This window comes from Amycolatopsis sp. NPDC049159, from assembly GCF_040648295.1.
GTDB classification, from domain to species: Bacteria; Actinomycetota; Actinomycetes; order Mycobacteriales; family Pseudonocardiaceae; genus Amycolatopsis; species Amycolatopsis pretoriensis_A.
In genome coordinates this window covers 1-14163 of record NZ_JBEZDL010000019.1, presented here as the reverse complement: position 1 = coordinate 14163, position 14163 = coordinate 1, and the positions used below count along the sequence as shown (strand labels likewise).

Sequence of the window (14163 nt, the reverse complement as noted above, 5' to 3'; positions counted from 1 at the left end):
ACAGCGCATTCACGAGGTGCCACGCTGAAATGAATCGTTCCGTCTCGCACGCCCGTGGTGACACCCGGCTGTAAGGGATTCTCAGATGAGACGCGCCCGACCTCCCCTCCCTGTGGCACACCATTCCTTTCCGCCGCATCGTGATCGGCCAACGTTCGGGAAGGCGGAACGGTTTGGCCGAGCAGTCGGATGCCACCCGATCGGACCAAACTCGGCCGCGCCGCGATTGTGGAATTTTTGTGGCGTTCCCGTGGGTTCGGTTGGCAGAGTTGACCCAATGGTCAGTCGATGGGTACCGCGGTCACCAGCGAGCAGAACGGCCTTGCGGCGCGTGGTGCTGACGTGGCTGACAACGGCGTCCGGCGGCGCGGAGCGGTCGACACTCGAACTCGCGCAAGGTCTTCGCGAACTGCTCGGGGTGGACGTCGCCGTCGTGTGGTGGGACAACGGCGGCGCTCTCCGGCCGGGCCCGCAGGACGTCCGCATGAGGCAGGTCGCGGATCTCGACGCCTACGAACGGGCGCTGGTCACCGAACTCGGGGTGGACCCGGCCGGGACGGTGCTCATCGGAGCGCACCGGACGGCGATGGTCGACATCGCGCTGGCGGAGTCCTTCGCCGTGCCGGTGATATCGGTGCTGCGGGGAATCCTCGTCGCGGACCAGGGCCTGCGGACCGTCGATCCCCGGGAGCGGCGGCTGGTTCCGCGCCTGCCCGGCGATCTCGACTGGGACATCCTCTCCCGGGCCGGCTGCTGGGTCGGCGTCAGCGAGGCCGCGACGAGAAGCATCCGGGAATCGTCTCCGCGCCCGGTCAACGCGGTCACCATACACAACGCCGTCCGCCTCGACCTGTACCGGAAAGCGCGGAAGCCACCGCTGCCACGCAGGTTTTCGGTGGTCGCCCGCACCGAGCCGTGGAAGCTGATCGACCAGGTGATCCGTGCTTTCGCGCGCTTGCCCGAGGAACTCGCCGCGCGCGCACAGCTCAACATCTACGGGACCGGGACGGCGTTACCGGAGCTCCGGCGGCTGGCGGAAGAACTCTGCCGCGGCCAGGACGTCCGGTTCCGGGGCCACGTACCGGATCACCGGTGGCTGGCCGGTACCGATGTCCTCGTCACGGCCTGTGACATCGAGGGCTTCGGCCGTTCGGTGCTCGAAGCAGGCGGAGCCGGGATCCCCCAGATCGTGCCGGATCGCGGGGGCAGCACCGAACTGGTGGTGCCCGGGATCACCGGTCTGGTTTACCCCGCGGGCGATCCCGCCGGTCTCACCGCCGCTCTGGCCGAGGCCGCCGGGTGGCCCGCGAGCCGTCTCGACGCGCTGGGCAGCCGAGCCCGGCTCAACGCCCGATCGTTCTCCCAGACCCGTTGTTTCCTCGCCTACGCCCGGCTCGCGCAGGAAGTTCCCGAGTGGAGCAGGCACCCCTCACCGCTGTCCGCAGCCGACCGGACGGCATAGATCGAAAGGATCACCAGAATGGGTCACGAAGCCGAACGCCACCACATCATCCGGTCCGTCAGCGACATGACGCGCTGGGGTACCCTGGATCCGGCCGGTGGTTCGGTCAGCGTCCGCGCCGGCACCGGCAACATCGTCAGCACCACCGCGAGCTCCGCTTTCGTGCGGTGGGACATCACCGCCCGCAACCTGATGGTGTACAGCCCCGAGGGCTCGATCGTGGAGCGCGCCACGGACCTGGCGCCACCGGACGCGCCGTTGCACATGGCGATCTACCGGGAGTTCCCGAACTGCAACGCCATCGTGCACTCCCACGCGCCCTACAGCCTGGCGTTCGCCTCGCTCGGTCTCGGCGTGCCATCCTGCACGAACAAGCTCGACACGATGGGTGAAGTGCCCTGCTTCACCTCGGACGATCCCGCCGTCAAGGAGGATGTGCTCACCGGGCGGGTCGACATCGAGGTCGCCGAATGCATGGGATCACGCCCGGACGTCATCGCGGGCTACCTTCTCACCGTGAACCCCCAGATGTTGGAACACTTCGGCCCCCGCGCCGGCGAACTGGACCGGCACGGCCTCGGTTTCGTGGTCTACCGGCACGGTGTGTTCGTCTTCGCCCGCCACCTCGACGAGGCCGTCGAGAACCTGACGAGGATCGAGGTCAGCGCCCGGACAGCGCTGTTCCAGGCCACCCTGCACGGCGGGATCAGCGGGATCAAACCCGACGCGCTGCACAACCCCGGCGGCACCTGGTCGGACAGCGTGTACTCGGGGAACAGCCGCTGAACGCGCGACCGGGCACCAGGGGCGCGTCCGCGGGCATGCTGTTCGACGACCACGGACGCGTTCTCGTCGTCAAGCCCACGTACAAACCGGGCTGGGGCTTGCCGGGCGGGGTGATCGAGGAGGGCGAGTCGCCGCACGCGGCGTGCGTGCGCGAACTTCGCGAGGAGCTCGGCATCACCCCGGTGCTCGGTCCGCTGGCCGGAGTGGACTGGGTACCTCCGCGGCCGGGCCGCGACGAGGCAAACGTGTTCGTCTTCGCCGGCCGGATCCGCGACGAGCTGCTTCCCGCGATCCGGCTTCCGGCTGATGAGCTGTCGGCGTGGCAGTTCGTCGACATGCGCCGGTTCCGGGAGCTGATGGCGCCGCGGATCGCCCGGCGGATCGAGGTGTGCCGCCGCGCGCACGACGTCGGCCGGGTGGCCTACATGGAATTCGGCTACGAGGTCTTGCCCGTGCCGTCCGGCCCGCAGTGATCGGCTGTCCGGCGGAACGCGAGCCACCCGAAGCAGCCGAACCAGAACTCGCTTTCCAGCACGAAACCCGCTGCCCGCGCCTCGGCGACCACCTGCGCGCGGGTACGCGGGCGCGCGACCGGATTTCTTTGTGCATAACGGAGATCGACCAGTTCCTGATCGTAGCTGCCAGTGCGGAAGTACGCCATCGCCAGGCACACCACACCGCCGGCTCGCACCAGCCGCATCATGCTCCGCCACATCGGCGCCGAATCCCGGAGGTAGTGATAAGCGCCGACCAGCATCGCACCGTCGAAGCACTGCGCACCGGGAAGGGTGAGTGGCTGTTCCAGATTTCCCCGGACAACGCAAGTGCGGGGGTCATCGGCGGTGCGTTCGGCCGAGACCCGGACGAAGTCCGCGCTGACCTCCACGCCAACGAACCGGCCCGCACCGCCGCCGTTCGCGTGCCGCGCGAGTTCGAGCAGGCCCAATCCGGTCCCGGAAGCCAGGTCGAGTAGGTTCACGCCCGTGGAAACCAGTGTGCGCACCGCACTCATTCGAGCGTACCGGTAATACGGCAACTGCATTCCCTGATCCCAGAGATCGGCGTTCGAGGCGTCGAAGCCCGACAATGCCTGCTTTTCCTCTCGGGTCAGCGATGCCACCACCCGGCCGAAACTTCCGCTGTACCCGAGCTCCCGGTAGCTCGATTTACCGGTGGCCAACCGGATCAGCTCGTCGTCGATGGACCGCGGCGGCGCGTAATCGGCCACCGCACCGAAGCGCGTGGGCTGATCACCGACCCGGCGAACCGCTCCGCACCTGTTCAGTGCTCCGAGCAGCAACTCGGCCACCGCGACCTTGCCCGGCACAACTCCGTGCCTGGCCACGAACTGCGCCACGGTCAGTGGCGTCTCGAGCTCGGCGAGCACTCCATTGTCCAAGGCCGCGCGGTAGACGAACTCGTAGCCGGACCGGCGGTATTCCAGGTAGGCGGCAGCCATCCGCTCCGGCTGGATTCGCAAGAGTTCTTCGTCGGTCAAGTCCATGACTCATCCTTCACGGGGAAGAGTTGATGAGTGATCCCCCGTGGGGATTCTACGCGGTATCCGGGGTGTCGGAAGTGCATTCCGAGCCCAATTCCGCGATTCTCGATCGGAAGGTGGCGGCCGTATCGGAACAGCGGCACGCTCTCTCGCGGTCAAGGTCTGTCCGGGTGAAACCGGCTGTTGGCCGAGCCGAGCGCGAGCCCGCACTGCCCGGTCGCGGCGCGATCCGGCCCGGCCGGCGCCGGACGACCTGGCGGGGGACCTGGACAGCCCGCTCGTCGACGTCCACGGCGCGGGTCGAGAGCCGGCGGCGGTGTCGCCGAGAACCCGGACGTGGTTGCCGGGCTCGACAGCGGCCCGCCGGTTCGCGGCCGGGTGCTTCTCGTGCTCGTCTGTGGCGGCCGATCTCGGACTGGGTCGGCATCGGACCATTGCGGTGAAGAAACTCTTGTGCGACCGGTTCCGCGCGTCGAGCTGCTCACCCAGCTCCGGCCCGGGGTCGCTGACCGGGCGTGGCCGGTCAGCGGATCCGTGGTCCGACGCCGGTGGTGAAGCGGAACTCGAGGACCACCGGGAGGTCGTCGAGGTCGAGTGCCTGCCGCAGCCTGGGCAGGCCGTCGAGGTCGAGTCGTTCGCGGATCGTTGTGGGGTCGCCGTCCTCGGTTACGGAAACCACCAGGGCCAGGGTTGGTTCTTCTCGGGTGCCGGCCAAGGTGGCGCGGGCGGTGTGGACGCCCGGGTACGTGCGTAGTTCGGCTGCGAACGGCGCCACCGCGACGTCGGCCGCGAGTTCGGTGCGGCCGTGGATGGGTTCGGTGTCGAACCGCCATGCCCGTGTCCGTGGCCGGGGCGACAGCTGCGCGAGCATCCAGCGCAGCATGAGGAGACCGAGCACGACGGCTGTCCCGGCGGTGACGTAGAGCGCCCACGTCGGCGGGGCGGCGGTCCCGGTCACGAGCGTGGCCGAGGGGTCGACGACGCGCAGGCGGCCGAAGTGGGTCGCGAGCGCGAAGCCGCCCGCGGCCAGCGAGATCAGCCCGAGCAGGAACAAGGCGACCCGGTTGAGCCGCGCCGGGCGGTTGAGGCTGGTCATGAGTTCCTCCTCGGGGCTCGGACGCGCACGGTCACGGTGGGCCGGCCGGCCGGGCCGATCTGCTCGAGCCGCTGGGTGACCGCCGCGTGGACGGCGTCGGCCAGGCCCTCCGGCCGGCTCCGGGCGGTGTCGACCCGGATCTTCGCCCGTCGCTTGCCGAGCTTGACCCGGGCGCGGGCGACACCGTCGACCCCGGCCGCCGCGGCGCGCAAGGTCGACCGGTAGCCGCCGCGCGCGGCGCCGGCGTCGAAGAGGCCGTTCAGCGGCAGCACGGTGGCCGCGCCGGGAACGACCGCGGCCAGCACCAGCACGAGACCGAGCAGCGCGAGGACCCCGCCGGCCACGGCCGGGAGCACGTCGGTCCAGCGCAAGTCGTGCAGCGTGCCGGCCACCGCGTCGTAGCTGAGCCACGGCCGTTCGCCCAGGAGCATCTGGACCGCGACGACGGTGATCACCACGCAGGCGCCCAGCAGCACCAGCGCGCTGAGGAGAGCCGGAACACTCCGGCGGGGCCGCCGCTTCATTCGATCCTCCTGCCCGTGGTGACGTCGGTGTGCAGGGCGGTGACGGTGAGGTCGACGCGCGTGACGCTGAGGCCGGTCAGCTCCTCCACCCGCTGGACGAGGTGCGCACGCGCCCGTTCCGTGGTGCGGGTGACCGAGGCGGGGTAGGCGATCGAGAGCCGCACGTCGAGGGCGACCGTCGTGTCGGCGACCGAGGCCGTGACCTTGGCCGAGCGCTCCGGATCCTCGCCGCCGAGGCTGACGCCGAGAAGCCGGCCGGCCGCTCCGCCGACGTCGTCCACTTCGCGGACCGCGTGGGCGGCGAGCCGCTGCACCACCTGGTCGGCGATGGTGAGCGTGCCGCGTTCGGGTTCGGTGCTCACCCGCGATCGCGCCCGGTGAGCCGGGACAGGTCGAGTTTGCCGTCGAGGAAACGGCCGGCCAGCAGGCCGATCACGCCCAGCAGGGCGACGGCGGCGAACGCCCCGAACCCGCCGAACGCGACGGCCAAGCCCAGGGCGAGGCCGGTCAGCAGGCCGAGCTGGGTTGAGTTCACGAGACCTTCTCCTTCGGTTCTTCCTCGGTAGCGGGTGGATCGGTGAGGTCCGCGAGCACGACGTGCACGGGCCGCCCGGTGACTCCGGCGGCGGCCCGCACGGCCGTGGCGATGGCGCCGGCCACGACCGGGTACTGCGCGATCACGGCGACGGTCACCTCGTCCTCGCGGACCCGGACGCCGACGACCCGCCGCGGTGGGTCCAGGGTGGCGATTTCGCCGAACCGCCCGCCGTGCAGGCCGGTCACCCCGGGCACGGTCCGCACGGCGGCGGCGATCCGGGCGGCGTCCGGTTCGGTGGTCACTGCACCCGGCCGGCGTCGGTGCTTTCGCCCTCGTCGTCGGAGGGGAGGTGCAGGTCACCGACGTGGATGTTGACCTCGACGACTTCGAGGCCGGTCATCCGCTCGACCGCGGTGATCACGTTGCGGCGCACCGACCGGGACAGGTCGGCGATGGAGACGCCGTACTCGACGACGATCTGCAGGTCGACCGCGGCCTGCTTTTCGCCGACCTCGACCGAGACTCCCTGTCCGGCCGAGGCGGTCGCGCCGGGGATGCGTTCGCGGATCGCGGAGAACGCGCGGGCGGCGCCGCCGCCGAGCGCGTGCACGCCGGAGACTTCCCGGGTGGCCAGGCCGGCGATCTTCTGGACCACGACGTCGGAGATCGACGTCGAACCCTGGGTGGTCACGAGGGCGCTGTCGGCGGCGTCCTTCCGGCCGGTGTCGGGCGAGCTCTGCTGAGCGGGGACCTTGGTGGCGGCGTTCGTCATGCTGACTCCTTCGCGCGGATCACTTGTGTTCGCAGGGGAAGCACCTCGATCCTTCCTCCACGAACGACAGACCCCACGCCGAGAAGATCGTCACGACCCGATCGTGTGAAGCGGGCCACGGTCGTGGAGTGGGGGAGCTACCTGGCCGGGTGAGCACTTCGGGCCGTCGCCCGAGCCGCGAGTGCGACCACTGCCGCGCCTTCGCCGGGATGGATCAGCCGTACGGCGATGATGGGGACATCGGTAGCCGGGAGCTGTTCATGGTCCGGACAGGCGTTGCTTCAGCTCGCCAGCACCTGCGGGGAGAGGATCTCGAGCGTGGCGTTCGTCCACTCGAGCTGCCGCAGCGTCCGCGGGGGAGAGCGGGCGGCAAGTGCCAGCAGTGCCCAGCCGAGGGAGACCCGCGGCAGCTGTTCGCGACGGTGGCCCGCCACGACCACCTCACCACGGACACCGAACGCGCCGCCGACTTCTGCCTCGACCTGATCACGCGGTGCCGGGACGAGCCGGAAGCCGGAGTCCGGGAACCCGCCGACGACTGGTGCTCCCGCTCTCGCCCCGCCTGTGTCGCGGACCTGCGCGCCTTCGCCCGGCACCGCGCCGGCCGCCGCGCGGCCGAGTTGTCCGGCCTCGCCGACACCTTGCTCGCCGAAACCGCCCGCCGCTGCATCGACCATGGCGGCGGCTGGCAACGCAGCCCGACCCCGGCCGGTACCGACGCGGCGCTGCTGCTGCCCCCGGTCCGCGGCGCCCTGCCGGCCGAGGATCCCCGCACGATCGCAACACTGCACGCCGTGCGATCGGAACTGTGCGAGGACGGCTCCGTGTACCGCTTCGCGCCCGATGACCGTCCACTTGGCGACGCTGAAGGTGCGTTCCTCCTGTGCGGGTTCGGGATGGCGCTGGTTCGAGCGCAACCGCGCGGCTGCGGTCCGCCGGGGGCTGCTGGCCGAGGAGTACGACGCACGGCAGCGGCAGCTACGGGGCAACTTGCCTCAGGCCTTCGTGCACGCTCTCCTGCTCGAAACGGCGCACCGGCTTGGGGGAGAGCCATGACGCCTGCTTCGTGGCCCGTGGGTGAGGATGTCGGACCGTCCGACGGCCGGAACAGAGGCCGGTGTTAAAGCGGGCCTGCCCCGGACGATTGATCGAACGTGACGAGGTGGGGAAACGAGGTGGCCAGGCAGCCCGCCGTCGGCGTGCTGGTGCTGGGTGGGGTGGCGTTGCTCGCGGGTGGGGTCGGGCTGGCCGGATGGGTCGACTGGTCGGCCGTGGGCCGCTGGGCGCGTCCACACGCACCGTCGTTCGCTCTGTTCGCCGTCGGTGCGGGCCTTTCGCTCGTCGGCGGCAAAATGCTGCGTCGTGACCGAAAGCCCGGCGATCGCGGCCCGGGCATCCGCACCTTCGGCATGAGCTGGTGGGTGGTCACCGGTGCCGCGGTAGTGGTGGTCGTCGTGGCGTGGGCCGCTACCGGCTGGCTCCTCGACGAGGCTGCTGCGGCGAAGGACCCAGGCGCCGCGCGGGTCGAGGCGATCAAGACCGGCCTCGGCATCGGTGCCGGTACCACGGGGATCTTCGCTCTCCTGCTGGCGGTGCGACGGCAATGGCACAACGAGTACGACGCGGTCGAGAAGAACCTCACCGAGCTCTACACCAAGGCCGCCGACCAGCTCGGCTCCGCCGAGGCCTCCGTGCGCTTGGCCGGCCTGTACGCGTTGGAACGGCTGGCCCAGAACAACGTCCGCCAGCGGCAGAGCATCGTCAACGTGGTGTGCGCGTACCTGCGCATGCCCGACGACTCCCCGGAAGACGATCGGGGGGCTGAAATCCGGCTGGCTGCTCAGCGCATCCTGGCCGAACACCTCCTTCCCGACAGCGGAGTCTTCTGGGACGGCATGGACCTCGACCTCACGAACGCGCACCTGGTCGATTTCAACCTGGGTAACTGCCGAGTGCGCAACGGTCGCTTCGCCGGCGCGACCTTCGTCGGCGACGCCGCATTCGGTGGTGCGACCTTCACCGGGAACGCTCGTTTCGGCATGACGACCTTCGCAAGCACGGCCACGTTCGGCGCGGCTAAATTCGCCGGGAATGCCCAGTTCGGTAATGTGCTGTTCGCTGAGAACGCGCAGTTCGTCGGTGTCGTCTTCTCGGGCGATGCCTACTTCAAGAATGTGGCATTCACGGGGAACGCCGGTTTCGCTGTCGTCACGTTCACTCGCCGGTCCGTGTTCCGAACGACCAGGTTCGGTGGCGAGGCGAGGTTCCACAACAGCACCTTCGGGAAGGATGTCGCGTTCACCGGTACGGATTTCGTCGGCGACGCTCGGTTCGGAAAGGTGACGTTCAACGGATGCGCTACCTTCGAGGAAGTTTCGATCGGACCGGTTTCACGGCCCATGCGAGTTTTGGTGGCGCGACGTTCGCCGGTGAAGCCCGGTTCGGCAGTGCGGCGTTCGGTCGTGGCGCCGGCTTCGGCAGCACGACGTTCGCCGGCGGCGTCGGGTTCGAACGGGCGAGCTTCGCGGGCCGACCGGAGGTCGGCGACGCGACCTTCGTGGGTGACGTCCGGTTCGGTGGTGCGGTGTTCACCGACGGCGTCTTGCTGGACGGTGCGACTTTCGACGGCGAGACCGGTTTCGAGGGTGCGACGCTCGGTGGGGTTCTGGCGTTCGAACCGTGGAGCAGGCGGCGGCCGAGGCGGAGTGGTGGTGGCGACAGGTCATGAGCGCGCTCACCGGCGAGCCGGCCGCACCCACGGCGGACTCCGCGGTGTGGATCTGCTCGACCCGGGCTCTTGTCGACCTGCCGGCGACGTTCACCCGAGATGTTCTTCGGCACCGGGGTCCCCGACGACGGCCCGGCCGCCGCCGCCCCGCGGCGGCGCCGGCTCGTGGCCGAGTGCGGGCCGGCACGACAACGCGGTCGCGTGCAGGAGGTCCTCGGCACCGAGGTCACCGTCGGCGGCCGCCGCGTCGAGCAGCGCCGTGAGCGTGGGACCCAGCCGCTCCACGAAGGAGCCGGGCGGCCCTTCGAACGCCGGATCGCCCGAGTGGGGCCCGCCGGGTTCAGCTCACCGCGAGGCCGGCGATCGACGGTGTCGTCGGCTGCAGCGATCCGGTGGCGGGTTCGATGGTCACCGCCACACCGTCGGTGCCGGCCGGGAGGGCTGCCTCGACGGAGCCGTCGGGGTCCACCAGGCCCGCCGACCTCGGGGCGCCCGGCCCGGTCAGCCACACCTCGTAGGCGTGGCCGGCGTCCAGGCTCGGCAGCGCTCGCGCGGCGACGAGGACCTTGCCCAGCTGCCGGGAGGCGGTGGCCGAGACGGAGCCGCCGCCGACCGCGGTCGTGCGCACAGTGGTCGCGTCGGGCGCGGACGTCACCGCGCCGCCGTCGGCCACCGGTGCCGGACGGTCCGAGACCGACTGGTCCAGCCCGATGCCGATCCCGCCGGCGAGCACCGCCGCGGCCGCGGCGACGGAGGCCAGCCCGATCACGGCCCGCCTGCGCCACGGGGTGCGCCGCGCCGGCACCGCCGGCTCGGCGACGCGGGGCGGAAGCTGCCGCGTCTGGGAGACCTCGGCGAGCACGTTCCGGCGGAAGCTCTCATCCGGGCCGGCGGCGGCCGCGGTGCCCAGCAGGGCGGCGGTCTCCCGGAAACCGGCGACCTCCTCGGCGCAGACCGGGCATTCGCCGAGGTGCCGGGTGAACGCGGCACGTTCGAGGTCGTCGACAGCGTCGAGGGCGTAGGCGCCGGCGAGGATGTGGGCGTCGGCGGTGGTCATCGGTGCACTCCCAGAGCGTCGCGCAAGCGGACGAGTCCGTCCCGCATACGGGTTTTCACGGTGCCGACCGCGACACCGAGTCTTTCGGAAACCTCCCGGCAGGTGTAACCCTGGAAGTAGGCGAGCAGGATCGACTCCCGCTGGAGCTCGGTCAGCGCCGCCAACGCGGCACGGACCTGCACCCGGTCGAACCGATCCAGCGTCGACTCGGTGACGTCGTCGTAGGGGCGGCGCAGGTCCAGCCGCTCGGCCCGGTCTTCCCGGTCGGCCGCGGACTGCTCGGACCGGACCCGGTCGATCGCGCGCCGGTGCGCGATGGTCAGCGCCCAGGTCCGCACCCGCCCGCGGGCGGCGTCGAACGACGTCGCCTTGCGCCAGATCTCGAGCAGGACCTCCTGGGTCACTTCCTCCGCGTGCGCCCGTGAGCGCAGCACCTGGAGCACGACGCCGAAGACCGGTCCGGCCAGCTGGTCGTAGAGGGCGGCGAAGGCCTGCTCGTCCCCGAGCGCCGTGCGGGCGAGCAGCAGCTCCGGCGTGCTCTGCGGTTCCGCCACCGTGGTGGGTCCGCTGCGGAGCGCGACTGCGCGGGCGGTCATGGCACCTGTCCTTCCCGGCGGGCGCCGAGTCGCGCGCCGCGGTCGGCGGCGCCTCAGGAGGAGTTCGTCCCGGCCGCCCGCGCGGATGGGTGCGGGTGCGGGGAAACCCGCACCGCCACCCACCCGGAGGAGTGGTCGGCGGCTGTCCACAGTGGATCGGGCAAGCCGTGCTGCCGGGCGGTCCGAACGAGAGGTGGACTCGATGAGGGGAAAGCGATGGCAGGCTCGACTGTGGTCTCGTGCGGGCACTACCAGCCGGGCCGGGTGGTGACGAACGACGAACTGGCGGACCGGCTCGGAACGTCGGATGCGTGGATCCGCGAGCGGGTGGGGGTGCGCAGCCGCCGGGTCGCGGCCCCCGGCGAGTCGGTCGCCGACATGGCGACGGCCGCGGCGGACGCCGCCCTGCGGCGGTCCGGTCACCGCGCCGCCGACGTCGACCTCGTGCTCGTCGCCACGTGCACCGCGTTCGAGCGGATGCCCGCCATCGCCTGCCGGGTCGCCGAGCGGCTGGGGATCAGCGCACCGGGTGCGTTCGACCTGAACGCGGCGTGCTCGGGGTTCTCCTACGCGCTGGCCGCGGCCGACCACGCCATCCGGGCCGGCGCCGCGACCCGGGCGATCGTGGTCGGGGCCGACAAGATGAGCGACTTCCTCGACTGGACCGACCGCTCGACGTGCGTGATCTTCGGTGACGCCGCGGCCGCCGCCGTCGTCGAGCGGGCTCCGGCCGGGATCGGACCGGTGGTGTGGGGATCGGACCCGGCGAAGGGCCGCTTCATCACGCTCGAGTCCGGCGGGCCCGGCGCCTTACCGGCGGTGTTCCGGCAGGAGGGCCAGGCGGTGTTCCGCTGGGCCACCACCGCGCTCGCCCCGATCGCCCGAGAGGCTTGTCACCGCGCCGGCGTCGACCCGGGCGCGCTGGGCGGTGTCGTGACCCACCAGGCCAACGTCCGCATCATCGAAGCGCTGGCCCGCAAGATCGGCGCGACCGGCGCGGTGATCGCCGCGGACGTGGCGGAGTCCGGCAACACCTCGGCCGCGAGCATTCCGCTGGCGTTGTCGAAGCTCGTCGCGCGGCGGGAGATCGCGGCGGGGTCGCCGGTGCTGCTGTTCGGGTTCGGCGCCGGGTTGACCTACGCCGGTCAGGTCATCAGCTGCCCGGGAAATTCCGGCTTGTCACCCGAGCAGGTGTGACGGAACCGGCGAGACCAATACTTCGACCGGGCTGCGTCGAAACACTGACATGACCGCCACCGAGCTCGACATCCCAGAAGCGCCGGAAGCACCGCCGCGTGCCCGGCTGCGATTCTTCGCGGCCGCTTTCACGGGCGTCCTGGCACTGGCCGCCGCGTTGGCGGCCGGGCACCTGGTGGCGGGGTTCATCAGCGTCAACGCTTCCCCCTACCTCGCGGTGGGCAACGGCGCGATCGACCTGACACCGGTCGAGCTGAAGGACTTCGCGGTCCGCACGTTCGGGACCTACGACAAGCTGGTGCTGCTGGGCAGCATGGCGCTGGTCATGCTGGGCGTCGCCGCGCTCGCGGGTGTCCTTTCGCGACGGTCACCCGTTCCCGGCACCGTGCTGATCGCCCTGTTCGGGCTGGTCGGCGGGTTCGCCGTGTTCGAGCGCCCGGACCTGACCGCGGTCGCGCTGCTGGCACCGGCCGCGAGCCTGGTCGTGGGCATCGTCGTGTTCCTCCTGCTGCACCGGATCGCCCCGCGTGTCTGGCGGGAACCGGACTCGGACGAGAAGACCGGGACTTCGCGGCGGTCCTTCCTGCTCGGCGGTGCCGGCGTGGCCGTCGGCGCGGGGGCATTGGGCCTCGGCGGCCAGCTGATCAGCTCGTCGCGCGACGCCACCGCGTCGCGGGAGGCGGTCGGCAAGCTCGTGCCGGCCCGGACCGCGCCGATGATCCCGGCGGACGCGGACTTCGCCAAGCTCGGCACGCCGCCGTTCCTGACGCCGAACGACAAGTTCTACCGCGTGGACACCGCGTTGTCGGTGCCGCAGCTGCGCACCGAAGACTGGAGCCTGCGCCTGCACGGCATGGTCGACCGCGAAATCCGCTACAGCTACAACGACATCCGCAGCCGGCCACTGGTCGAGCGCACGGTCACGATGACGTGCGTGTCCAACGAGGTCGGCGGCGACTACGTGTCGACGTCGAACTTCATCGGCGTCGACCTGGCCGACCTGCTCGCCGAAGCCGGCGTGAAATCCGGTGCCGAGCAGCTGTTCTGCACCAGTGTCGACGGCTGGACGTCCGGGACGCCGGTCGCCGCCGCGACCGACCGCGGCCGGGGCGCGATGCTGGCGATCGGGATGAACGGCGAGCCGCTGCCGCTGGAGCACGGGTTCCCGGCGCGGCTGGTCACCCCGGGGTTGTACGGGTACGTGTCGGCGACGAAGTGGGTCGTGGACATCGAGGTCACCACGTGGGCCGCGCGGCAAGCCTATTGGCTCAAGCGCAGCTGGGCCCGCGAGGCGCCGATCAAGACCGAGTCGCGCATCGACTCCCACCGCGGCTTCGCCAACGTCCCAAAGGGAAAGGTCCGGGTCGCCGGGGTCGCGTGGGCGCAGCACACCGGGATCGAGAAGGTCGAAGTCCGCATCGACCAGGGCCCGTGGCAGGCGACCACGCTGTCGCAGGAGGTCAACCCGAACACCTGGCGGATGTGGTGGACCGAGGTCGACATCCCGTCCGGGGTGCACCAGGTCTTCTGCCGCGCCACCGACAAGGCCGGCTACACCCAGACCGACCAGCGCGCGGGCACCGTGCCCGACGGCGCGACAGGGTGGCACAACGTCACCTTCACCGCCGCCTGAGATTTTTTCCCGATCGACCAATCCGATTCCCGCCGGGTCCCGAATACCCAGCAACAAAGGCGGTTGCCGAAATCATCGCCTCAGCCGCGTAACCAATTGGAGTGAATTCTCGTGCGTAACCTTCGCATCGCCGGTATCGGCCTGACCGCGGCCGCCGCGCTGACCCTCACCGCCTGCGGCAGCAGCGACACCGCTTCGTCGGGCAGCTCCAGCGCGCCGGCCCCGTCCTCCTCGGTGGCCGCCCCGTCGTCCAGCGCCGCCGCGGGTGGCGAT

The 14163-nt window shown here is 70.9% G+C and carries 17 protein-coding genes and 1 pseudogene; 7 read left to right on the top strand and 11 right to left on the bottom strand.

Annotated elements, in window-relative coordinates:
- The first annotated feature begins 331 nt into the window (after window positions 1-331).
- Genes AB0B33_RS31410 through AB0B33_RS31400 form a run of 3 tightly spaced genes read left to right on the top strand, consistent with a single transcriptional unit; the run spans window position 332 to window position 2721 of the window.
- On the top strand, window positions 332-1462 hold the full coding sequence (locus AB0B33_RS31410) for a glycosyltransferase family 4 protein (RefSeq protein ID WP_360778724.1): 1131 nt from the start codon (window positions 332-334) through the stop codon (window positions 1460-1462).
- An 18-nt stretch (window positions 1463-1480) separates the two neighbouring features.
- Window positions 1481-2248 carry a class II aldolase/adducin family protein gene (locus tag AB0B33_RS31405; protein WP_360778171.1) on the top strand — a complete coding sequence of 256 codons (768 nt, stop codon included), beginning with the start codon at window positions 1481-1483 and terminating at the stop codon, window positions 2246-2248.
- 35 nt (window positions 2249-2283) lie between these two features.
- The gene (locus AB0B33_RS31400; RefSeq protein ID WP_360778169.1) at window positions 2284-2721 is read left to right on the top strand and encodes an NUDIX hydrolase; all 438 of its coding nucleotides are present in this window, start codon (window positions 2284-2286) and stop codon (window positions 2719-2721) included.
- On the opposite strand, the gene AB0B33_RS31395 is transcribed toward AB0B33_RS31400, so the two are convergent.
- The 8 genes from AB0B33_RS31395 to AB0B33_RS31360 form a co-directional block, all read right to left on the bottom strand.
- A complete protein-coding gene (locus tag AB0B33_RS31395; RefSeq protein ID WP_360778167.1) occupies window positions 2685-3752 on the bottom strand; it encodes a class I SAM-dependent methyltransferase in 1068 nt (355 codons plus the stop codon). The two genes, AB0B33_RS31400 and AB0B33_RS31395, sit on opposite strands and share 37 nt — an antisense overlap.
- A gap of 520 nt (window positions 3753-4272) precedes the next feature.
- Window positions 4273-4845: an alkaline shock response membrane anchor protein AmaP gene (locus tag AB0B33_RS31390; protein WP_360778165.1), complete on the bottom strand. Its 573-nt coding sequence runs from the start codon at window positions 4843-4845 to the stop codon at window positions 4273-4275.
- Entirely contained in the window at window positions 4842-5369 is a 528-nt protein-coding gene (locus AB0B33_RS31385; RefSeq protein WP_360778163.1) for a DUF6286 domain-containing protein, read from the bottom strand. The genes AB0B33_RS31390 and AB0B33_RS31385 overlap by 4 nt, the downstream gene beginning before the upstream one ends.
- The gene (locus AB0B33_RS31380; protein ID WP_360778161.1) at window positions 5366-5731 is read right to left on the bottom strand and encodes an Asp23/Gls24 family envelope stress response protein; all 366 of its coding nucleotides are present in this window, start codon (window positions 5729-5731) and stop codon (window positions 5366-5368) included. The genes AB0B33_RS31385 and AB0B33_RS31380 overlap by 4 nt, the downstream gene beginning before the upstream one ends.
- A complete protein-coding gene (locus AB0B33_RS31375; RefSeq protein ID WP_360778159.1) occupies window positions 5728-5904 on the bottom strand; it encodes a hypothetical protein in 177 nt (58 codons plus the stop codon). The genes AB0B33_RS31380 and AB0B33_RS31375 overlap by 4 nt, the downstream gene beginning before the upstream one ends.
- The gene (locus AB0B33_RS31370) at window positions 5901-6209 is read right to left on the bottom strand and encodes a hypothetical protein (RefSeq protein ID WP_360778157.1); all 309 of its coding nucleotides are present in this window, start codon (window positions 6207-6209) and stop codon (window positions 5901-5903) included. The genes AB0B33_RS31375 and AB0B33_RS31370 overlap by 4 nt, the downstream gene beginning before the upstream one ends.
- On the bottom strand, window positions 6206-6679 hold the full coding sequence (locus AB0B33_RS31365) for an Asp23/Gls24 family envelope stress response protein (protein ID WP_360778155.1): 474 nt from the start codon (window positions 6677-6679) through the stop codon (window positions 6206-6208). The genes AB0B33_RS31370 and AB0B33_RS31365 overlap by 4 nt, the downstream gene beginning before the upstream one ends.
- Window positions 6680-6960: 281 nt before the next feature.
- Window positions 6961-7596, bottom strand: a complete 636-nt coding sequence (locus AB0B33_RS31360) for a hypothetical protein (RefSeq protein WP_360778153.1) — start codon at window positions 7594-7596, stop codon at window positions 6961-6963.
- Here AB0B33_RS31360 and AB0B33_RS31355 point away from each other — a divergent pair.
- On the top strand, window positions 7523-7735 hold the full coding sequence (locus tag AB0B33_RS31355; protein ID WP_360778151.1) for a glycoside hydrolase family 15 protein: 213 nt from the start codon (window positions 7523-7525) through the stop codon (window positions 7733-7735). The two genes, AB0B33_RS31360 and AB0B33_RS31355, sit on opposite strands and share 74 nt — an antisense overlap.
- A gap of 296 nt (window positions 7736-8031) precedes the next feature.
- Window positions 8032-8994, top strand: a pseudogene (locus AB0B33_RS31350) (pentapeptide repeat-containing protein); the annotation flags it as partial.
- Between the two features lie 503 nt (window positions 8995-9497).
- Here AB0B33_RS31350 and AB0B33_RS31345 read toward each other — a convergent pair.
- From AB0B33_RS31345 to sigK, 3 genes are read right to left on the bottom strand one after another with little or no spacing between them, the layout of a single operon-like run.
- On the bottom strand, window positions 9498-9692 hold the full coding sequence (locus AB0B33_RS31345; RefSeq protein WP_360778149.1) for a hypothetical protein: 195 nt from the start codon (window positions 9690-9692) through the stop codon (window positions 9498-9500).
- A 55-nt stretch (window positions 9693-9747) separates the two neighbouring features.
- On the bottom strand, window positions 9748-10464 hold the full coding sequence (locus tag AB0B33_RS31340) for an anti-sigma factor (protein ID WP_360778147.1): 717 nt from the start codon (window positions 10462-10464) through the stop codon (window positions 9748-9750).
- Complete coding sequence (gene sigK, locus AB0B33_RS31335; RefSeq protein ID WP_360778145.1) at window positions 10461-11060, bottom strand: ECF RNA polymerase sigma factor SigK; 600 nt, start codon at window positions 11058-11060, stop codon at window positions 10461-10463. Before sigK ends, AB0B33_RS31340 begins: the two co-directional genes overlap by 4 nt.
- 216 nt (window positions 11061-11276) lie before the next feature.
- Between sigK and AB0B33_RS31330 the strand changes: the two genes are divergently transcribed.
- Window positions 11277-12257, top strand: a complete 981-nt coding sequence (locus AB0B33_RS31330) for a beta-ketoacyl-ACP synthase III (RefSeq protein ID WP_360778143.1) — start codon at window positions 11277-11279, stop codon at window positions 12255-12257.
- 49 nt (window positions 12258-12306) lie between these two features.
- Window positions 12307-13890 carry a molybdopterin-dependent oxidoreductase gene (locus AB0B33_RS31325; RefSeq protein WP_360778141.1) on the top strand — a complete coding sequence of 528 codons (1584 nt, stop codon included), beginning with the start codon at window positions 12307-12309 and terminating at the stop codon, window positions 13888-13890.
- Window positions 13891-14163 lie beyond the last annotated feature (273 nt).

Excerpts from the sequence above, each read along its gene's own strand:
- AB0B33_RS31405 (WP_360778171.1), top strand. The coding sequence starts at position 1,481 with ATGGGTCACGAAGCCGAACGCCACCACATCATCCGGTCCGTCAGCGAC.
- AB0B33_RS31400 (WP_360778169.1), top strand. The coding sequence starts at position 2,284 with ATGCTGTTCGACGACCACGGACGCGTTCTCGTCGTCAAGCCCACGTAC.
- AB0B33_RS31395 (WP_360778167.1), bottom strand. The coding sequence starts at position 3,752 with ATGGACTTGACCGACGAAGAACTCTTGCGAATCCAGCCGGAGCGGATG.
- AB0B33_RS31390 (WP_360778165.1), bottom strand. The coding sequence starts at position 4,845 with ATGACCAGCCTCAACCGCCCGGCGCGGCTCAACCGGGTCGCCTTGTTC.
- AB0B33_RS31385 (WP_360778163.1), bottom strand. The coding sequence starts at position 5,369 with ATGAAGCGGCGGCCCCGCCGGAGTGTTCCGGCTCTCCTCAGCGCGCTG.
- AB0B33_RS31365 (WP_360778155.1), bottom strand. The coding sequence starts at position 6,679 with ATGACGAACGCCGCCACCAAGGTCCCCGCTCAGCAGAGCTCGCCCGAC.
- AB0B33_RS31355 (WP_360778151.1), top strand. The coding sequence starts at position 7,523 with ATGACCGTCCACTTGGCGACGCTGAAGGTGCGTTCCTCCTGTGCGGGT.
- AB0B33_RS31340 (WP_360778147.1), bottom strand. The coding sequence starts at position 10,464 with ATGACCACCGCCGACGCCCACATCCTCGCCGGCGCCTACGCCCTCGAC.
- sigK (WP_360778145.1), bottom strand. The coding sequence starts at position 11,060 with ATGACCGCCCGCGCAGTCGCGCTCCGCAGCGGACCCACCACGGTGGCG.
- AB0B33_RS31330 (WP_360778143.1), top strand. The coding sequence starts at position 11,277 with ATGGCAGGCTCGACTGTGGTCTCGTGCGGGCACTACCAGCCGGGCCGG.
- AB0B33_RS31325 (WP_360778141.1), top strand. The coding sequence starts at position 12,307 with ATGACCGCCACCGAGCTCGACATCCCAGAAGCGCCGGAAGCACCGCCG.